We start from the raw sequence: 15524 nt of genomic DNA, 5'->3' as shown, positions 1-15524 counted from the left end.
GAGGTCGATGCATTGGACGACTGATCAAAGTGCTCCTAGCGTCGGGGCTGTGGTAGTCACGACGAGAACACGGTCGCCCATCCGCTCGAACGTCGGCCTCAAGGCCCTCATGGCGGTGACGGGCATCATCCTGGTGCTGTTCCTGATCCTGCACATGCTCGGCAACCTGAAGGTGTTCACGGGGGAGACCTCGTTCGACCACTACGCGCACTGGCTGCGCGACATCGGCAAGCCGCTGCTGCCGGGCGTCTGGTACCTCTGGATCCAGCGCGGCGTGCTGACCGTCGCGGTGATCGGGCACATCGTCGCCGCCACCGTGCTGGCGAGGCGGGCCCGCGCCGCCCGTCCGGTCCCGTACGCCCACTGCGCGAAGGTGCAGGGCAGCTACGCGGCCCGCACGATGCGGTGGGGCGGGGTGATCATCCTGCTCTTCGTCATCTACCACCTCCTGGACCTGACCAGCGGCAACCTCAACCCGGTCGGCGACCCGCGCAGGCCGTACGCCAACGTGGTCGCCGACTTCGCGCCGGAACGTTGGTACGTCACGCTCTTCTACACCCTGGCGATCGTCGCGATCGGCTTCCACCTGCGGCACGGCGCGTTCAGCGCGTTCCGCAGCCTCGGGCAGCAGACCCCCAAGGGTGAGCGCCGGGCGCGTGCCGCCGCCCTGGTCTTCGCCGTCGCGCTCTGCGCCGGCTTCCTGGTGGTCCCGTTCGCCGTACTCACCGGATTGGTGGCCTGACCATGGATCTCTACACCGAGGGCGACCCGATCGCCGACACCAAGGCACCCGACGGCCCGATCGAGACCCGCTGGGAACGGCGGCGCTTCGAGGCCAAGCTGGTCAACCCGGCCAACCGCCGGAAGATGACCGTGATCGTGGTCGGCACCGGCCTGGCCGGCGGCTCGGCCGCCGCCACGCTCGCCGAGCAGGGCTACCGGGTCAAGTCCTACTGCTACCAGGACAGCCCGCGCCGGGCCCACTCGATCGCCGCGCAGGGCGGCATCAACGCCGCCAAGAACTACCGCAACGACGGCGACTCGGTCCACCGGCTCTTCTACGACACCGTCAAGGGCGGCGACTTCCGCTCCCGGGAGTCGAACGTGCACCGGCTGGCCGAGGTCTCGGTCAACATCATCGACCAGTGCGTGGCCCAGGGTGTGCCGTTCGCCCGCGAGTACGGCGGTCTGCTCGACACCCGCTCGTTCGGCGGCGCCCAGGTGCAGCGCACCTTCTACGCCCGGGGCCAGACGGGTCAGCAGCTGCTGCTCGGCGCGTACCAGGCCCTGGAGCGGCAGATCGGTCTCGGCAACGTCGAGATGAACGCCCGGCACGAGATGCTGGAGCTCATCGTGGTCGACGGCCGGGCCCGGGGCATCGTGGTCCGGGACCTGGTCACCGGCGAGATCACGACCGAGTTCGCGGACGCCGTGGTGCTCGCCTCCGGCGGCTACGGCAACGTCTTCTACCTGTCCACCAACGCCAAGGGCTGCAACGTCACGGCCACCTGGCGGGCGCACCGCAAGGGCGCGTACTTCGCGAACCCCTGCTACACGCAGATCCACCCGACCTGCATCCCGGTCTCCGGCGACCACCAGTCGAAGCTCACGCTCATGAGCGAGTCGCTGCGCAACGACGGCCGCGTCTGGGTGCCGAAGGCCAAGGGCGACGACCGCAACCCGAAGGACATTCCCGAGGACGAGCGGGACTACTACCTGGAGCGGATCTACCCCTCCTTCGGCAACCTGGTGCCCCGGGACATCGCCTCCCGGGCCGCGAAGGCCGTGTGCGACCAGGGTCGGGGCGTCGGCCCGGGCGGGCTCGGCGTCTACCTGGACTTCGCCGACGCCATCGGGCGGCTGGGCCGCACGGCCGTCGAGTCCAAGTACGGCAACCTCTTCGAGATGTACGAGCGCATCACCGGCGAGGACCCGTACGAGGTGCCGATGCGCATCTACCCCGCCGTGCACTACACGATGGGCGGGCTGTGGGTCGACTACGACCTCCAGGCGACCATCCCCGGCCTGTTCGTGATCGGTGAGGCCAACTTCTCCGACCACGGCGCCAACCGGCTCGGCGCGTCCGCGCTCATGCAGGGGCTCGCCGACGGGTACTTCGTGCTGCCCAACACGATCGCCAACTACCTGGCGGGCGGCCCGTTCGAGAAGGTCGACGGCAGCCACCCGGCGGCCGTCGAGGCCCGCCGGGACGTGGAGGACCGCATCCAGCGGCTGCTCGCGGTCAACGGCGACCGGACCGTGGACTCGTTCCACCGCGAGCTGGGCCAGATCATGTGGGACCACTGCGGCATGGAGCGCAGCGAGGCCGGGCTGCGCAAGGCCATCGACGAGATCCGCGCCCTGCGCGACCAGTTCTGGCAGCGGGTGCGGGTGCTCGGCGACGGCGAGGGGCTCAACCAGTCGCTGGAGAAGGCCGGCCGGGTGGCCGACTTCTTCGAGCTGGCCGAGCTCATGTGCATCGACGCCCTGCACCGCGAGGAGTCCTGCGGCGGCCACTTCCGGGCCGAGCACCAGACGGAAGACGGTGAGGCCCAGCGCGACGACGAGCACTTCTCGTACGTGGCGGCGTGGGAGTTCACCGCCACCGGTCAGCCGTCGGTGCTGCACAAGGAAGACCTGAAGTTCGAATACGTCCACCCCACGCAGCGGAGCTACAAGTGAACCTGACCCTGCGCATCTGGCGCCAGTCCGGTCCCGAGGACAAGGGTCGGATGGTCACCTACAAGGTCGACGACGTGTCCCCGGACATGTCGTTCCTCGAGATGCTCGACGTGCTCAACGAGCGCCTGATCCTCGCCGGCGAGGACCCGGTGGCCTTCGACCACGACTGCCGCGAGGGCATCTGCGGCATGTGCGGCATGATGATCAACGGTCAGGCGCACGGGCCGCAGCGCGGCACCACCGCCTGCCAGCTGCACATGCGGCAGTTCTCCGACGGCGACACCATCGACATCGAGCCGTGGCGCGCCCGGGCCTTCCCGGTCATCAAGGACCTGGTGGTCAACCGGGGAGCGCTCGACAAGGTCATCGCGGCCGGCGGCTACATCACGGCGCCCACCGGCAGCGCGCCGGAGGCCCACTCGGTGCCGGTGGCCAAGGCCAACGCGGACGCGGCCTTCGAGGCGGCCGCCTGCATCGGCTGCGGCGCGTGCGTGGCGGCCTGCCCGAACGGCTCCGGCATGCTCTTCACCGCCGCCAAGGTCACCCAGCTCTCGCTGCTGCCCCAGGGCCAGCCGGAGCGGTACACCCGGGTGATCGGCATGGTCGACGCGCACGACGAGGCGGGCTTCGGTGGCTGCACCAACGCCGGCGAGTGCACCGTGGCCTGCCCGAAGGGCATCCCGCTCAACACCATCGGTCGCCTCAACCGGGACTACCTGACGGCCACCACGAAGGCGGCCGGCAAGCCCGGCTCCTGACGGGTCGCCCCATCGACGGGCCGCCGCACCCCCGTGGTGCGGCGGCCCGTCGTCGTCCCGGCGGCGCCGGTTCGCGTCGGTCAGGGCAGTTGGCCCGGCCGGTCGACGATCGCGACCCGGAGCAGCGCGGTGGCCGAGAACAGCGACTCCTTGCCGTCGCGGACGACGGAGTCGCGGGTGCCGAGGTAGACGTGGGTGTCCCGGTCGAAGACGAAGTCGTTGTTGCCGCCGATCACACCGGGCATCCGGATGGCCACCCCGCGCCGGCCGGCGGCGTCCACCACGTCGCCGGGAATGACGACCGCTCCCGGCTCCCGCGCCAGCAGTTCGAACAGCGCCGCGAGCGCCCGGGGCGGCACGTAGCCGTCGAGCATCGACCGCGCCGTGGCGTACGGCATGCGCTCGTCCCCGTACACGGCCTTCTCGTCGGCGCCCTCGGGCAGGTGCAGGTCGACCGGGTGTTCCCGGAGGTACCGGAGCAGCTCGTCCGGGTCGGTGGGCAGATCGCCGTGGTAGGCGGGCGGCGGCAGCTCGTCGAGCTCCCTGCGGGGATCCGCGGCATCGTTCGGACGGAGCACCCGCAGCGCGCCCCACCCGTCCGGTTCGTTCTCTGGTCGGTACCGGGCCTGCACGTGCGCCAGGCCCCCCGCCGACCGCCACACCTGCGCCCGTGAGGTGCGGTACGGGCCGCTGTCCGGCCTCTCCCGAGTCGTGGCCAGAAACTCCGTGAAGACGTACTGCTCGGGTCGGGCGACGAGCTCGGGCTGCTCCCGGGCGGCGTCGGCGGCCAGTCGGAAGATCTCCGACGCGCTGGCCGTGGGCGGCGGCCGGTCGCCCACCCCCATCGTCTGCACCGCCAGACCTCCGGCGGTCAGCACGACCGCCAGCCCGAACGCGCCCGCGAGGCGCCAACCGCGCGGGACCCGGACGCGTCGTGCGACCGGGCGGGCCGCCGACGGCGCCCCGGCCCGCCGGACGACGTGCGCCCGCAGATCCGTGAGGAGCTGCTCCTCGAAACCGTCTCTCCTGGTCATGGCGTGTCTCCGTCTCGTCAGGCGAGGGTGGCGGCCGGGCGGGCGAGCACGGCCCGGACGGTGCGGCGGGCGCGATGCAGGCGGACCCGGGCGGCGACCGGCGACAACCCGAGCGCGGCCGCCGCCTCCGCCACCGTGAGGCCGTCCACGGCGACGAGCTCGACAAGCGCCCGGGTCTCCCCGGGCAGCCCGCTCAGCGCCCGATGGGTACGGCGGGCCGCCGACTCGGCGTCGATCCGCTCCTCGATGCGGGCGATGTCGTCGGCGTCCAGCTCCCGTCGTCCGGCGATCCGGCCGGTCACCCGCAGCCGCTGGGCCGCCCGACGCCGCTCGTCGGCGACGACGTTGCGGGCCACCCCGAACAGCCAGCCGATCTGGCTGCCCCGTTCCGGGCGGTAGCCGGCCGCAGACTCGATCACCGCCAGGAACACGTCGGCGGTCAGGTCGGCGGCGAGGTGCGGGTCGTCGACCCGCCGCGCCACGAACCGTCCCACCGCCTCCACGTGCCGCCGGTAGAAGGCCTCGAAGGCCTCGGGATCGACTCCGATGCGGGAGATGTCACCCTCCGCCGGGCCAGGATCATGCACGGGCTGTCCTCCCTGGTAGCCGTTACACCTCTTCTTCGTACGCCGGGACGCGGGTGTTACCGGATCCGGGGCGGACGACGCGGAACGCCCCGCGCCGTGCTCCCCGTGCGGGCCCCGTCCCCCGGTTCAACTGCCCACACCCGGGTAGCAGTGCAGGACCACCTCCCGGAGGGAACCGGACATGAAGGCACTGACGTGGCAGGGTAAGCGCGACGTGCGGGTGGAGGAGGTGCCCGATCCGCGGATCGAGGAGCCGACCGACGCGATCGTCCGGATCACCTCGACCGCCATCTGCGGCTCCGACCTGCACCTCTACGAGGTGCTCGCGCCGTACCTCAAGCCGGGCGACGTCCTCGGCCACGAGCCGATGGGCATCGTCGAGGAGGTCGGCCCCGCGGTGACCCGGCTCAGGCCGGGCGACCGGGTCGTGGTGCCCTTCAACATCGCCTGCGGCGCCTGCTGGATGTGCCAGAGGCAGCTCTACGCCCAGTGCGAGACCACCCAGGTCCGCGCCGAGGGCAAGGGCGCCGCCCTGTTCGGCTACACCTCGCTGTACGGCTCGGTGCCCGGGGGCCAGGCCGAGTACCTGCGGGTGCCGCACGCCCAGTTCGGCCCGATCAAGGTCCCCGAGACCGGCCCGGACGAGCAGTGGCTCTACCTCTCCGACATCCTCCCCACCGCCTGGCAGGCCGTGCGGTACGCCGACACCCCGCCCGGCGGCACGCTCGCGGTCTTCGGGCTCGGCCCCGTCGGGCAGTTCTGCGCCCGCGTCGGCCGGCACCTGGGGGCCGGCCGGGTGATCGGGCTCGACCTGGTGCCCGAGCGGCTGGAGCTGGCCCGCCGTCACGGTGTGGAGGTGCTCGACGTACGCGAGATCGACGACGTGCCGGGCACCCTCGTCGACCTCGTGGACGGTCGGGGCCCCGACGCCGTGATCGACGCGGTCGGCATGGAGGCCCACGGCTCCCCCGCCGGCAAGCTCGCCCAGGCCGCCGCCGGCCTGCTGCCCGACCGGCTCGCCCAGGAGATGATCGACCGGGCCGGCGTGGACCGGCTCAGCGTGCTGCACGCCGCGCTCAAGTCCGTCCGCCGCGGCGGCACCGTCTCGCTCTCCGGGGTCTACGGCGGCGAGCAGGACCCGATGCCGCTCATGGAGATGTTCGACCGGGGCGTCCAGCTGCGGATGGGCCAGTGTCACGTACGCCGCTGGGTCGACGAGATCCTGCCGCTGCTGAGCGACGAGGACGACCCGCTCGGCGTCCGGGACCTGCGCACCCACCGCGTGCCGCTGCAACGCGCGCCCGAGGCGTACGAGATGTTCCAGCAGAAGCGGGACGGCTGCGTGAAGGTCGTGCTCGAGCCGTGAGCCGGGTGGTGGTGGCCGTCGGCGCGACCAGCGGCATCGGACGGGCGGCGGCCCGGGAGTTCGCCCGGCGCGGCGACCGCCTGGTGCTCGCCGCCCGCGCCCCGCGGACCCTCGAGGAGGTACGCGCCGAGTGCGCGGCCGAGGGCGCGGAGGTGCTCACCGTGCCGACCGACATCACCACGCCCGGCGCGTTGGAGGCCCTCGCCGCCGCGGCCGTCGACCGGTTCGGCCGCATCGACGTCTGGGTGCACACCGCGGCGGTCACCGCGTACGGGCGGTTCGACCAGACGCCCGGCCCGGTCTTCGAGCAGGTGGTCCGGACCGACCTGCTGGCCGCCGCCGACGCGGCGCGGGTGGCGCTGCGGCACTTCCGGACCACCGGGTCGGGCACCCTGGTCCTCACCGGCTCGGTGCTCGGGCACATCACGGCGCCCTACCTGGGCGCGTACGTGGCCGCGAAGTGGGGGCTCGCCGGGCTCGTCCGGGTGCTCCAGCAGGAGCTGCGCGACACCCCGGACATCCACGTCTGCCTCGTGAGCCCCGGCAGCGTGGACACGCCGATCTACCAGCGTGCGGCGAACCACCTGGGCCACGTCGGGCGGCCGCCGCCACCGATCACCACGGCGCGACGGGCGGCCCGGGCGATCGTCGGCTGCGTCGAGCGGCCCCGCCGGGAGGTGTCGGTGGGTCGGCTCAACCCGCTGATGCGGGTGGGCTTCACGGTGCTGCCCGGCCTCTACGACGTGCTGGTCGGGCCGCTCATGCGGCGGCTGGGGATCGCGGACCAGACGGTGGCCGCGCACGACGGGGTGATCTTCGCGCCCGACCCGGCCAGCGAGGCGGTGCGTGGCGGCTGGCTGCCCGACCTCACCCACCTCCTGCGGGGCGCCGCCGCGTTCCCGCGGACGGTCGGCGCGCGCGTCCTGCGACGGGCGCGGTGAGCCGTCGTCGGGGTCACGGACATCGATCGGTTCTTCTAGTGTGGTGGACCGCAGAGCAGTCGGCTGCACCACGACGGGAGAGAAGATTGACTATCAGGGTGAACCGCAGGACCGCGCTCGGGCTGGGCACGGTGGCCACCGCCGGGACGGTGCTGGCCGCCGCCACACCGGCGTCCGCCGCCGTCGGTGACGCGGACCCGGACCTCGCCACGGCCGCCGCCACCCCGCAGCGGGTCGCCGCCCGGGTCGCCGAGGCCTACCAGCGGGAGACGACGCAGGCCGGCGGCAACTGGCAGGCGTACGTCAGCGTGGCGGACGCCGCCTCCGGCGACCCCGTGGTGGCCGTGGCCGACGACCCTGACCAGCGACTGGAGGCCTACAGCGTCAACAAGATCGCGGTGGCCACGGCGGTGCTCGACAAGGTCGACCGCGGCCTGCTCACGCTCGACCAGCGGGTCGACGTGACCGCCGCGATCGTGGTCCCCGGCGGCGACGGCATCTTCAGCCTCGACAACGCCTACCCCAGCTCCGTCACCCTCGGGCACGTCCTCGCGGCCCTGCTGACGGTCTCCGACGACACCGCCGTACGCCTCTGCGGCCTGGTCTGCCCCGCCGCCGAGCTCAACAGCATCCTCGTCGCCAAGGGCTTCCCCAACACCCAGGTGGAGCCCGTGGCCAACCCCAACCGGTTCTTCCTCGGCACCAGCACGCCCCGGGAGACCCACGAGCTGCTGCGCGCGCTGGTGGCCGGCACCCTGCTCTCCCCGGCGTCCACGGCGTTCCTGCTCAACCTGCTGCGCTCCCCCATCGCGTTCACCGACGGGATCCGGCGCACCATGTCGTCCGAGGAGCGGGCCCGGGTCGCCACCAAGGCGGGCTGGTTCGGCACGGCCCGGCACGAGGCGGGCGTCATCTTCGACGCGACGGGCGCCGCCGTGCTCACGTACGCGATCTTCGCCGACGGCCAGGCCGACGCGGACAACTTCGGCGCCACCCACCCGGCCGTGCAGGCCCGGGCCCGGCTGGGCCGGACCATGATGAACGCGACGGCCCGCCTCGCCGGCGCCGGCCGGCGCCACCGGCCGGGCCGCCAGCGGCCGAGCAACGGCGGCTGAGCGCCCACCGCACCGTCCACGGCCGTCGTGCCCCCCGATTCCCGGGAGCGCGGCGGCCGCTCGGTGACTACGGTGGAGTGCGGGAGACGGCCGGAGGGGACGAGCATGGGGGCACCAGCGCAACGACCGGAACGCGACGGCGCGCTCGGCCGGCGGCTCGGCGGCCTGGCCGGCGCGGCCGCGCTGGCGGGGCTCGCCTGGGCGGCCAGGGACGTGCCCCTGGCCCTGGGCGGCCGGCTGACCGGCGCGCGGGCGGAGCGGGCGGCGCGGTCCCCGCAGTTCCGCGACGGTCGGTTCCACAACCCGGTGAGCACGCGGTCGACGGTCGCCGAGCCGGGGCGCAACCTGCTGTGGGAGCTGTTCTTCGGCAAGCAGAAGCGCCGTCCGAGCGCGCGGGTGCCGCTGCTGCGCCCCGCCGACGCGCCCGCCGCCGACAGCGGCGGGGAACTGAACGTGGTCTGGTACGGCCACGCCTCGGCGCTGGTCGAGATCGAGGGGCGGCGGGTGCTGCTCGACCCCGTGTGGAGCGAGCGCTGCTCCCCGTCGGCGCTGGTCGGCCCGCGCCGGCTGCACGAGCCGCCGGTCCGCCTCGACGAGCTGCCCCGGCTGGACGCCATCGTGATCTCCCACGACCACTACGACCACCTGGACCTGCCCACCGTACGCGGGCTGCTCGCCGGCCAGGACGCGCCGTTCCTGGTGCCGCTCGGGGTCGGCGCGCACCTCGACCGCTGGGGTGTTCCGGCGAATCGGATCGTCGAGCTGGACTGGTCGGAGAGCCACCGGGTGGCCGGCCTCGAGATCACGGCGACGGCCGCGCAGCACTTCTCGGGGCGGGGGGTGCGCCGCGACGGCACCCTGTGGAGCTCGTGGGTGATCGCCGGCACGCGGCGGAAGGTGTTCTACACCGGCGACTCCGGCTACTTCGCCGGCTACGCGGCGATCGGCGCGGAGCACGGCCCGTTCGACGTGACGCTCATGCAGATCGGCGCGTACGACCGGGCCTGGCCGAGCATCCACATGTACCCGGAGGAGGCCGTGGCCGCCCACCTCGACCTGCGCGGCGGCCTGTTCCTCCCGGTGCACTGGGCCACGTTCAACCTGGCTCTGCACGACTGGGGTGAGCCCGTGGACCGGCTCTGGGCGGAGGCGAAGGCCCGCGACGTCCGGATCGCCGTGCCCCGGCCGGGCGAGCGCGTGGTGGTGGACGATCCGCCGCCGGTCGACGGCTGGTGGCAGGCGGTCGCCTGACCGCGTCCGACACTGTTCAGAGCACGAACGCGTCGGTCGGCCGGGCCCGGCGGCGCGGAGACGGCGCGCGAGGGGCCGTCAGAGAACGAACGCGTCGGTCCAGAGGGCGCCGGAGCGCCCGGACAGGGCGTCCAGCATGGAAACCGCCTGGTTGTCGGTGAGCTGCGCCACGAAGTCGACGATGGCCCGCCCGCGGGCCCGGTCGATCCGCTGCGGGGTCCGCGGGTGCAGCTCCGCCTCGGCCAGCTCCACGAGGTCGTGCAGGCGGCGCGGCAGCCGGGACTCCTCCTCGGGGTCGATCAGCCACTCCCACAGCGCCTCGACGAGGGTCCCCAGCAGCCGGGCCTGGCCGCGCTGGTGCAGCGCGAGGTCGGGGCGGGCGAGCACGAACCGGTGGTGCACGAACTTGAGCACCTGCACCTCGTGCCACTGGGCCGGGGCGAGCAGCACGTGGCCGGAGCGTACGGCCGGCTGTTCGGTGACGGTGACCGCCTCGACGAACCGGGTGGACCAGCGGGCGGAGAACCGGGCGACGTACTGCTCAGCCTCGATCGAGCCGTCGAACGGCAGCGCCAGCAGCCCGTCGACCAACTCCTCCCGGACGTGTTCGACGGCCGCGGCGAACGCCTCGTCGTCGGCCACCCAGGCGTCCTTGCGGTGCAGCTGCCGGCGTAGCCGCTCGATGGCCGCGCCGGGGCGGCGGGCCGCGGCGGCCAGCGCGGCGTCGGTGACCGCGCGGAAGTGCCCGCCCTCGCGCTGCCAGGCCATCAGCTCGGCGGCGACGGCGCCCTGCTGGAGCACCCCCACCCGGTAGAAGTCCTCGACGTCGTGGATGGCGTACGCGATGTCGTCGGCGGTGTCCATGACCGACGCCTCGACGGTCTGCTGCCAGTCGGGGATCCGGCCGGCGAACGGCTCCCGCGCCTGCCGCAGGTCGTCGATCTCCGTGCGGTACGCCCCGAACTTCGACGAGCCGCTCTCCGGGTCGTCCGGCGGTGGCGTCGCCCCGCGTGGCGGCGGGTCCATGAACCGCGGGTGCGGGTCGGGGTGGTCGAGCCGCGTCCACGGGTACTTCAGCATGGCGGCGCGCACGGCCGCCGTGAGGTCCAGGCCAGTGGTCGCCGCGCCGCGGATCTCCGTGCTCGTGACGATCCGGTACGACTGGGCGTTGCCCTCGAAACCGTCGGTGAGCCCGAGCCGCTCGCGCGCCAGCCGGTCCAGCACCCGCTCGCCGAGGTGCCCGAAGGGCGGGTGGCCGAGGTCGTGGGCGAGCGCGGCCGCCTCGACCACGTCCGGGTCGCAGCCGCCCAGCTTGTCGAGCAGGTCGCGCCAGCGCTCGTCGGCGGTGAGCCGCTCGGCGATCGCGCGGGCGACCTGGGCGACCTTGAGGCTGTGGGTGAGCCGGTTGTGCACGAGCAGGCCGGAGCCGACCGGGCTGATCACCTGGGTCACGCCGTTCAGGCGCGCGAAGAACGGCGAGCCCACGATCCGGTCCCGGTCGGCCCGGAAGGGGCTCGTGGCCAGGTCGCCGAGGGTCCGGGCGCTGCCGCCGAAGAGCCGCCGCGCCCGAGGCTCCGCAGGTGCTTCCATGATCGCCACGCTAGCGCGGCAGAATGCTGGGCGGAAACCACACCCGAAGGCGGATCGAGATCGTGACCCTCTCTGTTCATCAGCGGATCGCCGAGGAGCTCGGCGTGGCCGAGCGGCAGGTCCGAGCGGCCGTGGAGCTGCTCGACGGCGGCGCCACCGTGCCGTTCATCGCCCGCTACCGCAAGGAGGCCACCGGCCTGCTCGACGACACCCAGCTACGTACGCTCGAGGAACGGCTGCGTTACCTGCGCGAGCTGGACGAGCGGCGGGCCGCGGTGCTGGAGTCGATCCGCGGCCAGGGCAAGCTGGACGAGGCCCTGGAAGCCCAGATCATGGCGGCCGACTCGAAGTCCCGGCTCGAGGACATCTACCTGCCGTACAAGCCGAAGCGGCGGACGCGGGCGCAGATCGCCCGCGAGGCCGGCCTGGAGCCGCTCGCCGAGTCGCTCCTGGCCGACCCGACGCAGGACCCGCGCGCCGTCGCGGCCGGCTACGCGGACGCCGAGAAGGGCGTCGCCGACGCGGCCGCCGCGCTGGAGGGCGCGCGGGCCATCCTCATCGAGCGGTTCGCCGAGGACGCCGACCTCATCGGCACCCTGCGTGAGCAGATGTGGTCGCGGGGACGGCTCGTGGCCCGGGTACGCGACGGGCAGGAGTCGGCCGGTGCGAAGTTCGCCGACTACTTCGACTTCGCCGAGCCGTACACGAAGCTGCCGTCGCACCGGATCCTCGCCATGTTCCGGGGCGAGAAGGAGGGCGTGCTCGACCTGACCATGGAGCCGGAGGAGGCCGGCGAGGCGGACGCCGTCCCGACCGGCCCGAGCCGGTACGAGGCGGCCATCGCCGGGCGGTTCGGCATCAGTGACCAGGGGCGGCCCGCCGACCGGTGGCTGACCGACACGGTGCGCTGGGCCTGGCGTACGCGCATCCTCATCCACCTCGGCGCGGACCTGCGGATGCGGCTGTGGCAGGCCGCCGAGGAGGAGGCGGTACGCGTCTTCGCCACGAACCTGCGCGACCTGCTGCTCGCCGCGCCCGCCGGCGCCCGGCCCACCATGGGTCTCGACCCGGGGCTGCGCACCGGGGTGAAGGTGGCCGTGGTCGACGCCACCGGCAAGGTGGTGGCCACCGACACGATCTACCCGCACGAGCCCCGGCGGCAGTGGGACGCCTCGATCGAGACGCTCGCGCGGCTCGCGGGGGCGCACGGCGTGGAGCTGGTTGCCATCGGCAACGGCACCGCGTCCCGGGAGACCGACAAGCTCGCCGGTGATCTCATCAAGCGGTACCCGCAGCTCAACCTCACCAAGATCGTGGTCTCCGAGGCCGGCGCGTCGGTCTACTCGGCCTCCGCGTACGCCGCCCAGGAGCTGCCCGGGATGGACGTCTCGCTGCGCGGCGCGGTCTCCATCGCCCGGCGCCTGCAGGACCCGCTCGCCGAGCTCGTGAAGATCGACCCACGCTCGATCGGCGTCGGCCAGTACCAGCACGACCTCTCCGAGGTGAAGCTGTCCCGGTCGCTGGACGCCGTCGTCGAGGACTGCGTCAACGCGGTCGGGGTCGACGTCAACACGGCGTCGGCGCCGCTGCTGACCCGGGTGTCGGGCATCGGCGCCGGGCTCGCGGAGAACATCGTGCTGCACCGGGACGCCAACGGCCCGTTCCGAAGCCGGGCGGAGCTGAAGAAGGTGGCGCGGCTCGGCCCGAAGGCCTTCGAGCAGTGCGCCGGCTTCCTGCGCATCCCCGGCGGCGACGACCCGCTGGACTCCTCCAGCGTGCACCCCGAGGCGTACCCCGTGGTGCGCCGCATCCTCGCCAGCACCGGCCAGGACCTGCGGTCGCTCATCGGGAAGTCGACGATCCTGCGCGGGCTGAAGGCCACCGACTTCGTCGACGACACGTTCGGCCTGCCCACGGTCACCGACATCCTCGCCGAGCTGGAGAAGCCGGGCCGGGACCCGCGGCCCGAGTTCCGCACGGCGAGCTTCGTCGAGGGCGTGGAGACGATCAACGACCTGACGCCGGGCATGGTCCTCGAGGGCGTGGTCACCAACGTGGCCGCGTTCGGCGCCTTCGTCGACGTCGGGGTCCACCAGGACGGGCTCGTGCACGTGTCGGCCATGTCCCGGACGTTCGTGAAGGACCCGCGCGAGGTGGTGAAGTCCGGCGACGTGGTCACGGTGAAGGTGCTCGACGTCGACGTACCGCGCAAGCGCATCTCGCTCACCCTGCGGCTCGACGACGAGCCGGGCGCCGACGGCGACCGTCGGGGGCCGGCCCGCGGCGGCCGGGGTACGGGCGGGCCGGGCGCCGGAGGCCAGGGTGGCGGCCAGCGCGCTGGCGGCCAGGGCGGCGGCGGACGCGGCGGCCAGGGCGGCGGCGGGCAGCGCGCTGGCGGCCAGGGTGCTGCCGGGCCGGGCGGTCAGAGCCGTGCCGGGCGCGGCGGTCAGGGCGACCGCGGTAGCACGCGGCAGGGTCGCGGCGCGCCGGCGCCGGCCAATGGGGCGATGGCGGACGCGCTGCGCCGCGCCGGCCTGGCCTGACACGCACAAACCCGCCCCAGGTCCGGGCAGACGGCGTCGATCATGCAGTTGTGGTGGGTGACAAAACGCTCCGTATCACCTCGAAGCAGGCACCACAACTGCATGATCGACCCGGGAATCGGCGCGCCGGCGCGGCTGGGCGGGCGCGCGGTCGGCGTAGCGTCGGGGCGTGGGCGCGGACGACGAGTTGACCTGGGCGGAGCGGCAGCGGCGGGCGGCGCGGGTGCACGCCGAGGCGGACGCCCGACGCCGCGCCGCCGAGCACGCGGAGGCCGCCGAGATCGTGGCCTGGTTCGTGGCGGAGGCCAAGCGGCGCGGGCTGCGACCGACCCGGCTCGCCGCGCGCTCCTACGACGGCCGCGGGCCGTACCGGACGGGGCTCACGGGCTGGTACGTGGACCGGGCGCGGAGCCGGGCCGTCGACGTGGACGGCCGGTGGCACCTGCTCACCGTGCCGGGCGGCCTGCGGGCCCGGCTGCTCGGCGCCGAACCGGAGCCCAGCCCGCCGCCGCTGATCGTGGGCGAGGGCGGGCGCGACGGCGAGTCGATCCCGCTGCGGGTCCTGCTCACACGCCGGCTCGACGCCGGCAACGACGAGCCGGGCTCTGCCACGGGAGCTACTGCGAGCCGCCGCTGAGCAGCCCGGTCGACATCTCGGCCGGCCCATCCGGCGTGCGGCGGCCAGCGCCCACCGCAGGACCCTGAGGCGACCGCCCCTCCCGCGATCGGCCGAGTCCTCCCTCACCCGTCCGGGGACCACCTCGTTATCGCGCGACCGCTGTCCCGCGGCAACCGTCAACGGCCTCGACCGAACCCGTGTCCATCCGCCCAGTTCCGGGGTTGATGGGGCGTAACAGCCCTTGCTGTCGCCATTCGCACGAAGACGTCGGATTCCGGCTTATCAATCTCCTTGATGGTCTGCCGGATGCCTTGGGAGGCCGAGCGGTGTCCGAACCTCATCCCGCGATCGCACCGTCGCGGTCGATCCGGCGCGCACCGTACGACCGCCTCAAGCGGCTCCTCGACATCGTCGGTGCGTCGCTCCTGCTTCTGCTCACCGCACCGTTGATGGCGGTGGTGGCACTCCTGGTCGCGGTGTCTCTCGGTCGACCGGTGCTGTTCCACCAGTGCCGCGCCGGACGGTACGGCAGGCCCTTCGAGCTGGTGAAGTTCCGCACCATGCACCCGCCCGCCCCCGACCGTGGCCGGGTCGGCGACGGTGACCGGCTCACCCCGGTCGGCCGCTGGCTGCGCGCCACCAGCCTCGACGAGCTGCCCACCCTGTGGAATGTGTTGCGCGGCGAGATGAGCCTGGTCGGCCCCCGACCGCTACTTCCCGAGTACCTCGAGCGGTACTCCCCGACCCAGGCTCGCAGGCACGAGGTGCGGCCGGGTGTCACGGGGCTAGCTCAGGTCCGCGGGCGCAACAGCCTGAGCTGGGAGGACAAGCTCGACCTCGACGTGCGGTACGTGGACGGGCGCAGCCTGCGGGTCGACCTGTCGATCCTCGCGGCCACCGTACGGACGGTGCTGCGCCGCGAGGGGATCACCGCGGAGGGCAACGCCACCGCGCCCGAGTTCCTCGGTACGCCCGGCCGGACGGCACCGGCGCAGCGCGACCGGACACCGGTATGACGAGCCGTCGGGAGGCCCAGCG

General features: G+C 73.5%; 13 protein-coding genes. 10 read left to right on the top strand and 3 right to left on the bottom strand.

Translation table 11 applies throughout. The features are described from left to right. Positions 1–49: 49 nt before the first annotated feature. The 3 genes from ACSNOA_RS12150 to ACSNOA_RS12140 are packed head-to-tail and all read left to right on the top strand — an operon-like array spanning position 50 to position 3440. Positions 50–742 (top strand): succinate dehydrogenase cytochrome b subunit, encoded by a 693-nt coding sequence (locus ACSNOA_RS12150; protein ID WP_436658080.1) that lies wholly within the window; start codon positions 50–52, stop codon positions 740–742. A 2-nt stretch (positions 743–744) separates the two neighbouring features. Next, complete coding sequence (locus ACSNOA_RS12145; RefSeq protein WP_436658079.1) at positions 745–2682, top strand: fumarate reductase/succinate dehydrogenase flavoprotein subunit; 1938 nt, start codon at positions 745–747, stop codon at positions 2680–2682. Beyond that, positions 2679–3440, top strand: a complete 762-nt coding sequence (locus tag ACSNOA_RS12140) for a succinate dehydrogenase/fumarate reductase iron-sulfur subunit (protein ID WP_436658078.1) — start codon at positions 2679–2681, stop codon at positions 3438–3440. The genes ACSNOA_RS12145 and ACSNOA_RS12140 overlap by 4 nt, the downstream gene beginning before the upstream one ends. An 80-nt stretch (positions 3441–3520) precedes the next feature. On the opposite strand, the gene ACSNOA_RS12135 is transcribed toward ACSNOA_RS12140, so the two are convergent. Together ACSNOA_RS12135 and ACSNOA_RS12130 are read right to left on the bottom strand one after the other, a co-directional pair. Next, a complete protein-coding gene (locus ACSNOA_RS12135) occupies positions 3521–4474 on the bottom strand; it encodes a CU044_5270 family protein (protein WP_436658077.1) in 954 nt (317 codons plus the stop codon). Positions 4475–4491: 17 nt separating this feature from the next. Further along, entirely contained in the window at positions 4492–5061 is a 570-nt protein-coding gene (locus ACSNOA_RS12130) for an RNA polymerase sigma factor (protein ID WP_436658076.1), read from the bottom strand. Between the two features lie 181 nt (positions 5062–5242). On the opposite strand from ACSNOA_RS12130, the gene ACSNOA_RS12125 reads away from it, so the two are divergent. From ACSNOA_RS12125 to ACSNOA_RS12110, 4 genes are all read left to right on the top strand, one after another. Then, positions 5243–6427, top strand: coding sequence for a zinc-dependent alcohol dehydrogenase (locus tag ACSNOA_RS12125; RefSeq protein WP_436658075.1), 1185 nt, complete (start codon positions 5243–5245; stop codon positions 6425–6427). After that, positions 6424–7368, top strand: coding sequence for an SDR family NAD(P)-dependent oxidoreductase (locus tag ACSNOA_RS12120; protein WP_436658074.1), 945 nt, complete (start codon positions 6424–6426; stop codon positions 7366–7368). The genes ACSNOA_RS12125 and ACSNOA_RS12120 overlap by 4 nt, the downstream gene beginning before the upstream one ends. 98 nt (positions 7369–7466) lie before the next feature. Next, positions 7467–8483, top strand: a complete 1017-nt coding sequence (locus ACSNOA_RS12115; protein ID WP_436658073.1) for a serine hydrolase — start codon at positions 7467–7469, stop codon at positions 8481–8483. A gap of 105 nt (positions 8484–8588) precedes the next feature. Next, positions 8589–9734, top strand: coding sequence for an MBL fold metallo-hydrolase (locus tag ACSNOA_RS12110; protein WP_436658072.1), 1146 nt, complete (start codon positions 8589–8591; stop codon positions 9732–9734). A 78-nt stretch (positions 9735–9812) separates the two neighbouring features. Here the strand turns inward: ACSNOA_RS12110 and ACSNOA_RS12105 are convergent, their stop codons facing one another. After that, positions 9813–11324, bottom strand: coding sequence for a deoxyguanosinetriphosphate triphosphohydrolase family protein (locus ACSNOA_RS12105; RefSeq protein WP_436658071.1), 1512 nt, complete (start codon positions 11322–11324; stop codon positions 9813–9815). A 62-nt stretch (positions 11325–11386) separates the two neighbouring features. Here ACSNOA_RS12105 and ACSNOA_RS12100 point away from each other — a divergent pair, with 62 nt between their 5' ends. The 3 genes from ACSNOA_RS12100 to ACSNOA_RS12090 all read left to right on the top strand — a co-directional run bounded on the left by ACSNOA_RS12100 (position 11387) and on the right by ACSNOA_RS12090 (position 15502). Further along, a complete protein-coding gene (locus ACSNOA_RS12100; RefSeq protein WP_436658070.1) occupies positions 11387–13867 on the top strand; it encodes a Tex family protein in 2481 nt (826 codons plus the stop codon). A 169-nt stretch (positions 13868–14036) separates the two neighbouring features. Then, on the top strand, positions 14037–14504 hold the full coding sequence (locus ACSNOA_RS12095; RefSeq protein WP_436658069.1) for a hypothetical protein: 468 nt from the start codon (positions 14037–14039) through the stop codon (positions 14502–14504). A 308-nt stretch (positions 14505–14812) separates the two neighbouring features. Beyond that, entirely contained in the window at positions 14813–15502 is a 690-nt protein-coding gene (locus tag ACSNOA_RS12090; protein ID WP_436658068.1) for a sugar transferase, read from the top strand. The last annotated feature ends 22 nt before the right edge of the window (positions 15503–15524 follow it).

Origin of the sequence: Micromonospora sp. URMC 103 (assembly GCF_051386435.1) — a bacterium.
Taxonomy (GTDB): domain Bacteria; phylum Actinomycetota; class Actinomycetes; order Mycobacteriales; family Micromonosporaceae; genus Micromonospora.
The sequence above is the reverse complement of the archived record's forward strand: the minus strand, read 5'-3'. Positions and strand labels throughout refer to the sequence as shown.

Coding starts and splice junctions, on each gene's coding strand:
- ACSNOA_RS12145 (WP_436658079.1), top strand. CDS start 745: ATGGATCTCTACACCGAGGGCGACCCGATCGCCGACACCAAGGCACCC.
- ACSNOA_RS12135 (WP_436658077.1), bottom strand. CDS start 4,474: ATGACCAGGAGAGACGGTTTCGAGGAGCAGCTCCTCACGGATCTGCGG.
- ACSNOA_RS12125 (WP_436658075.1), top strand. CDS start 5,243: ATGAAGGCACTGACGTGGCAGGGTAAGCGCGACGTGCGGGTGGAGGAG.
- ACSNOA_RS12110 (WP_436658072.1), top strand. CDS start 8,589: ATGGGGGCACCAGCGCAACGACCGGAACGCGACGGCGCGCTCGGCCGG.
- ACSNOA_RS12105 (WP_436658071.1), bottom strand. CDS start 11,324: ATGGAAGCACCTGCGGAGCCTCGGGCGCGGCGGCTCTTCGGCGGCAGC.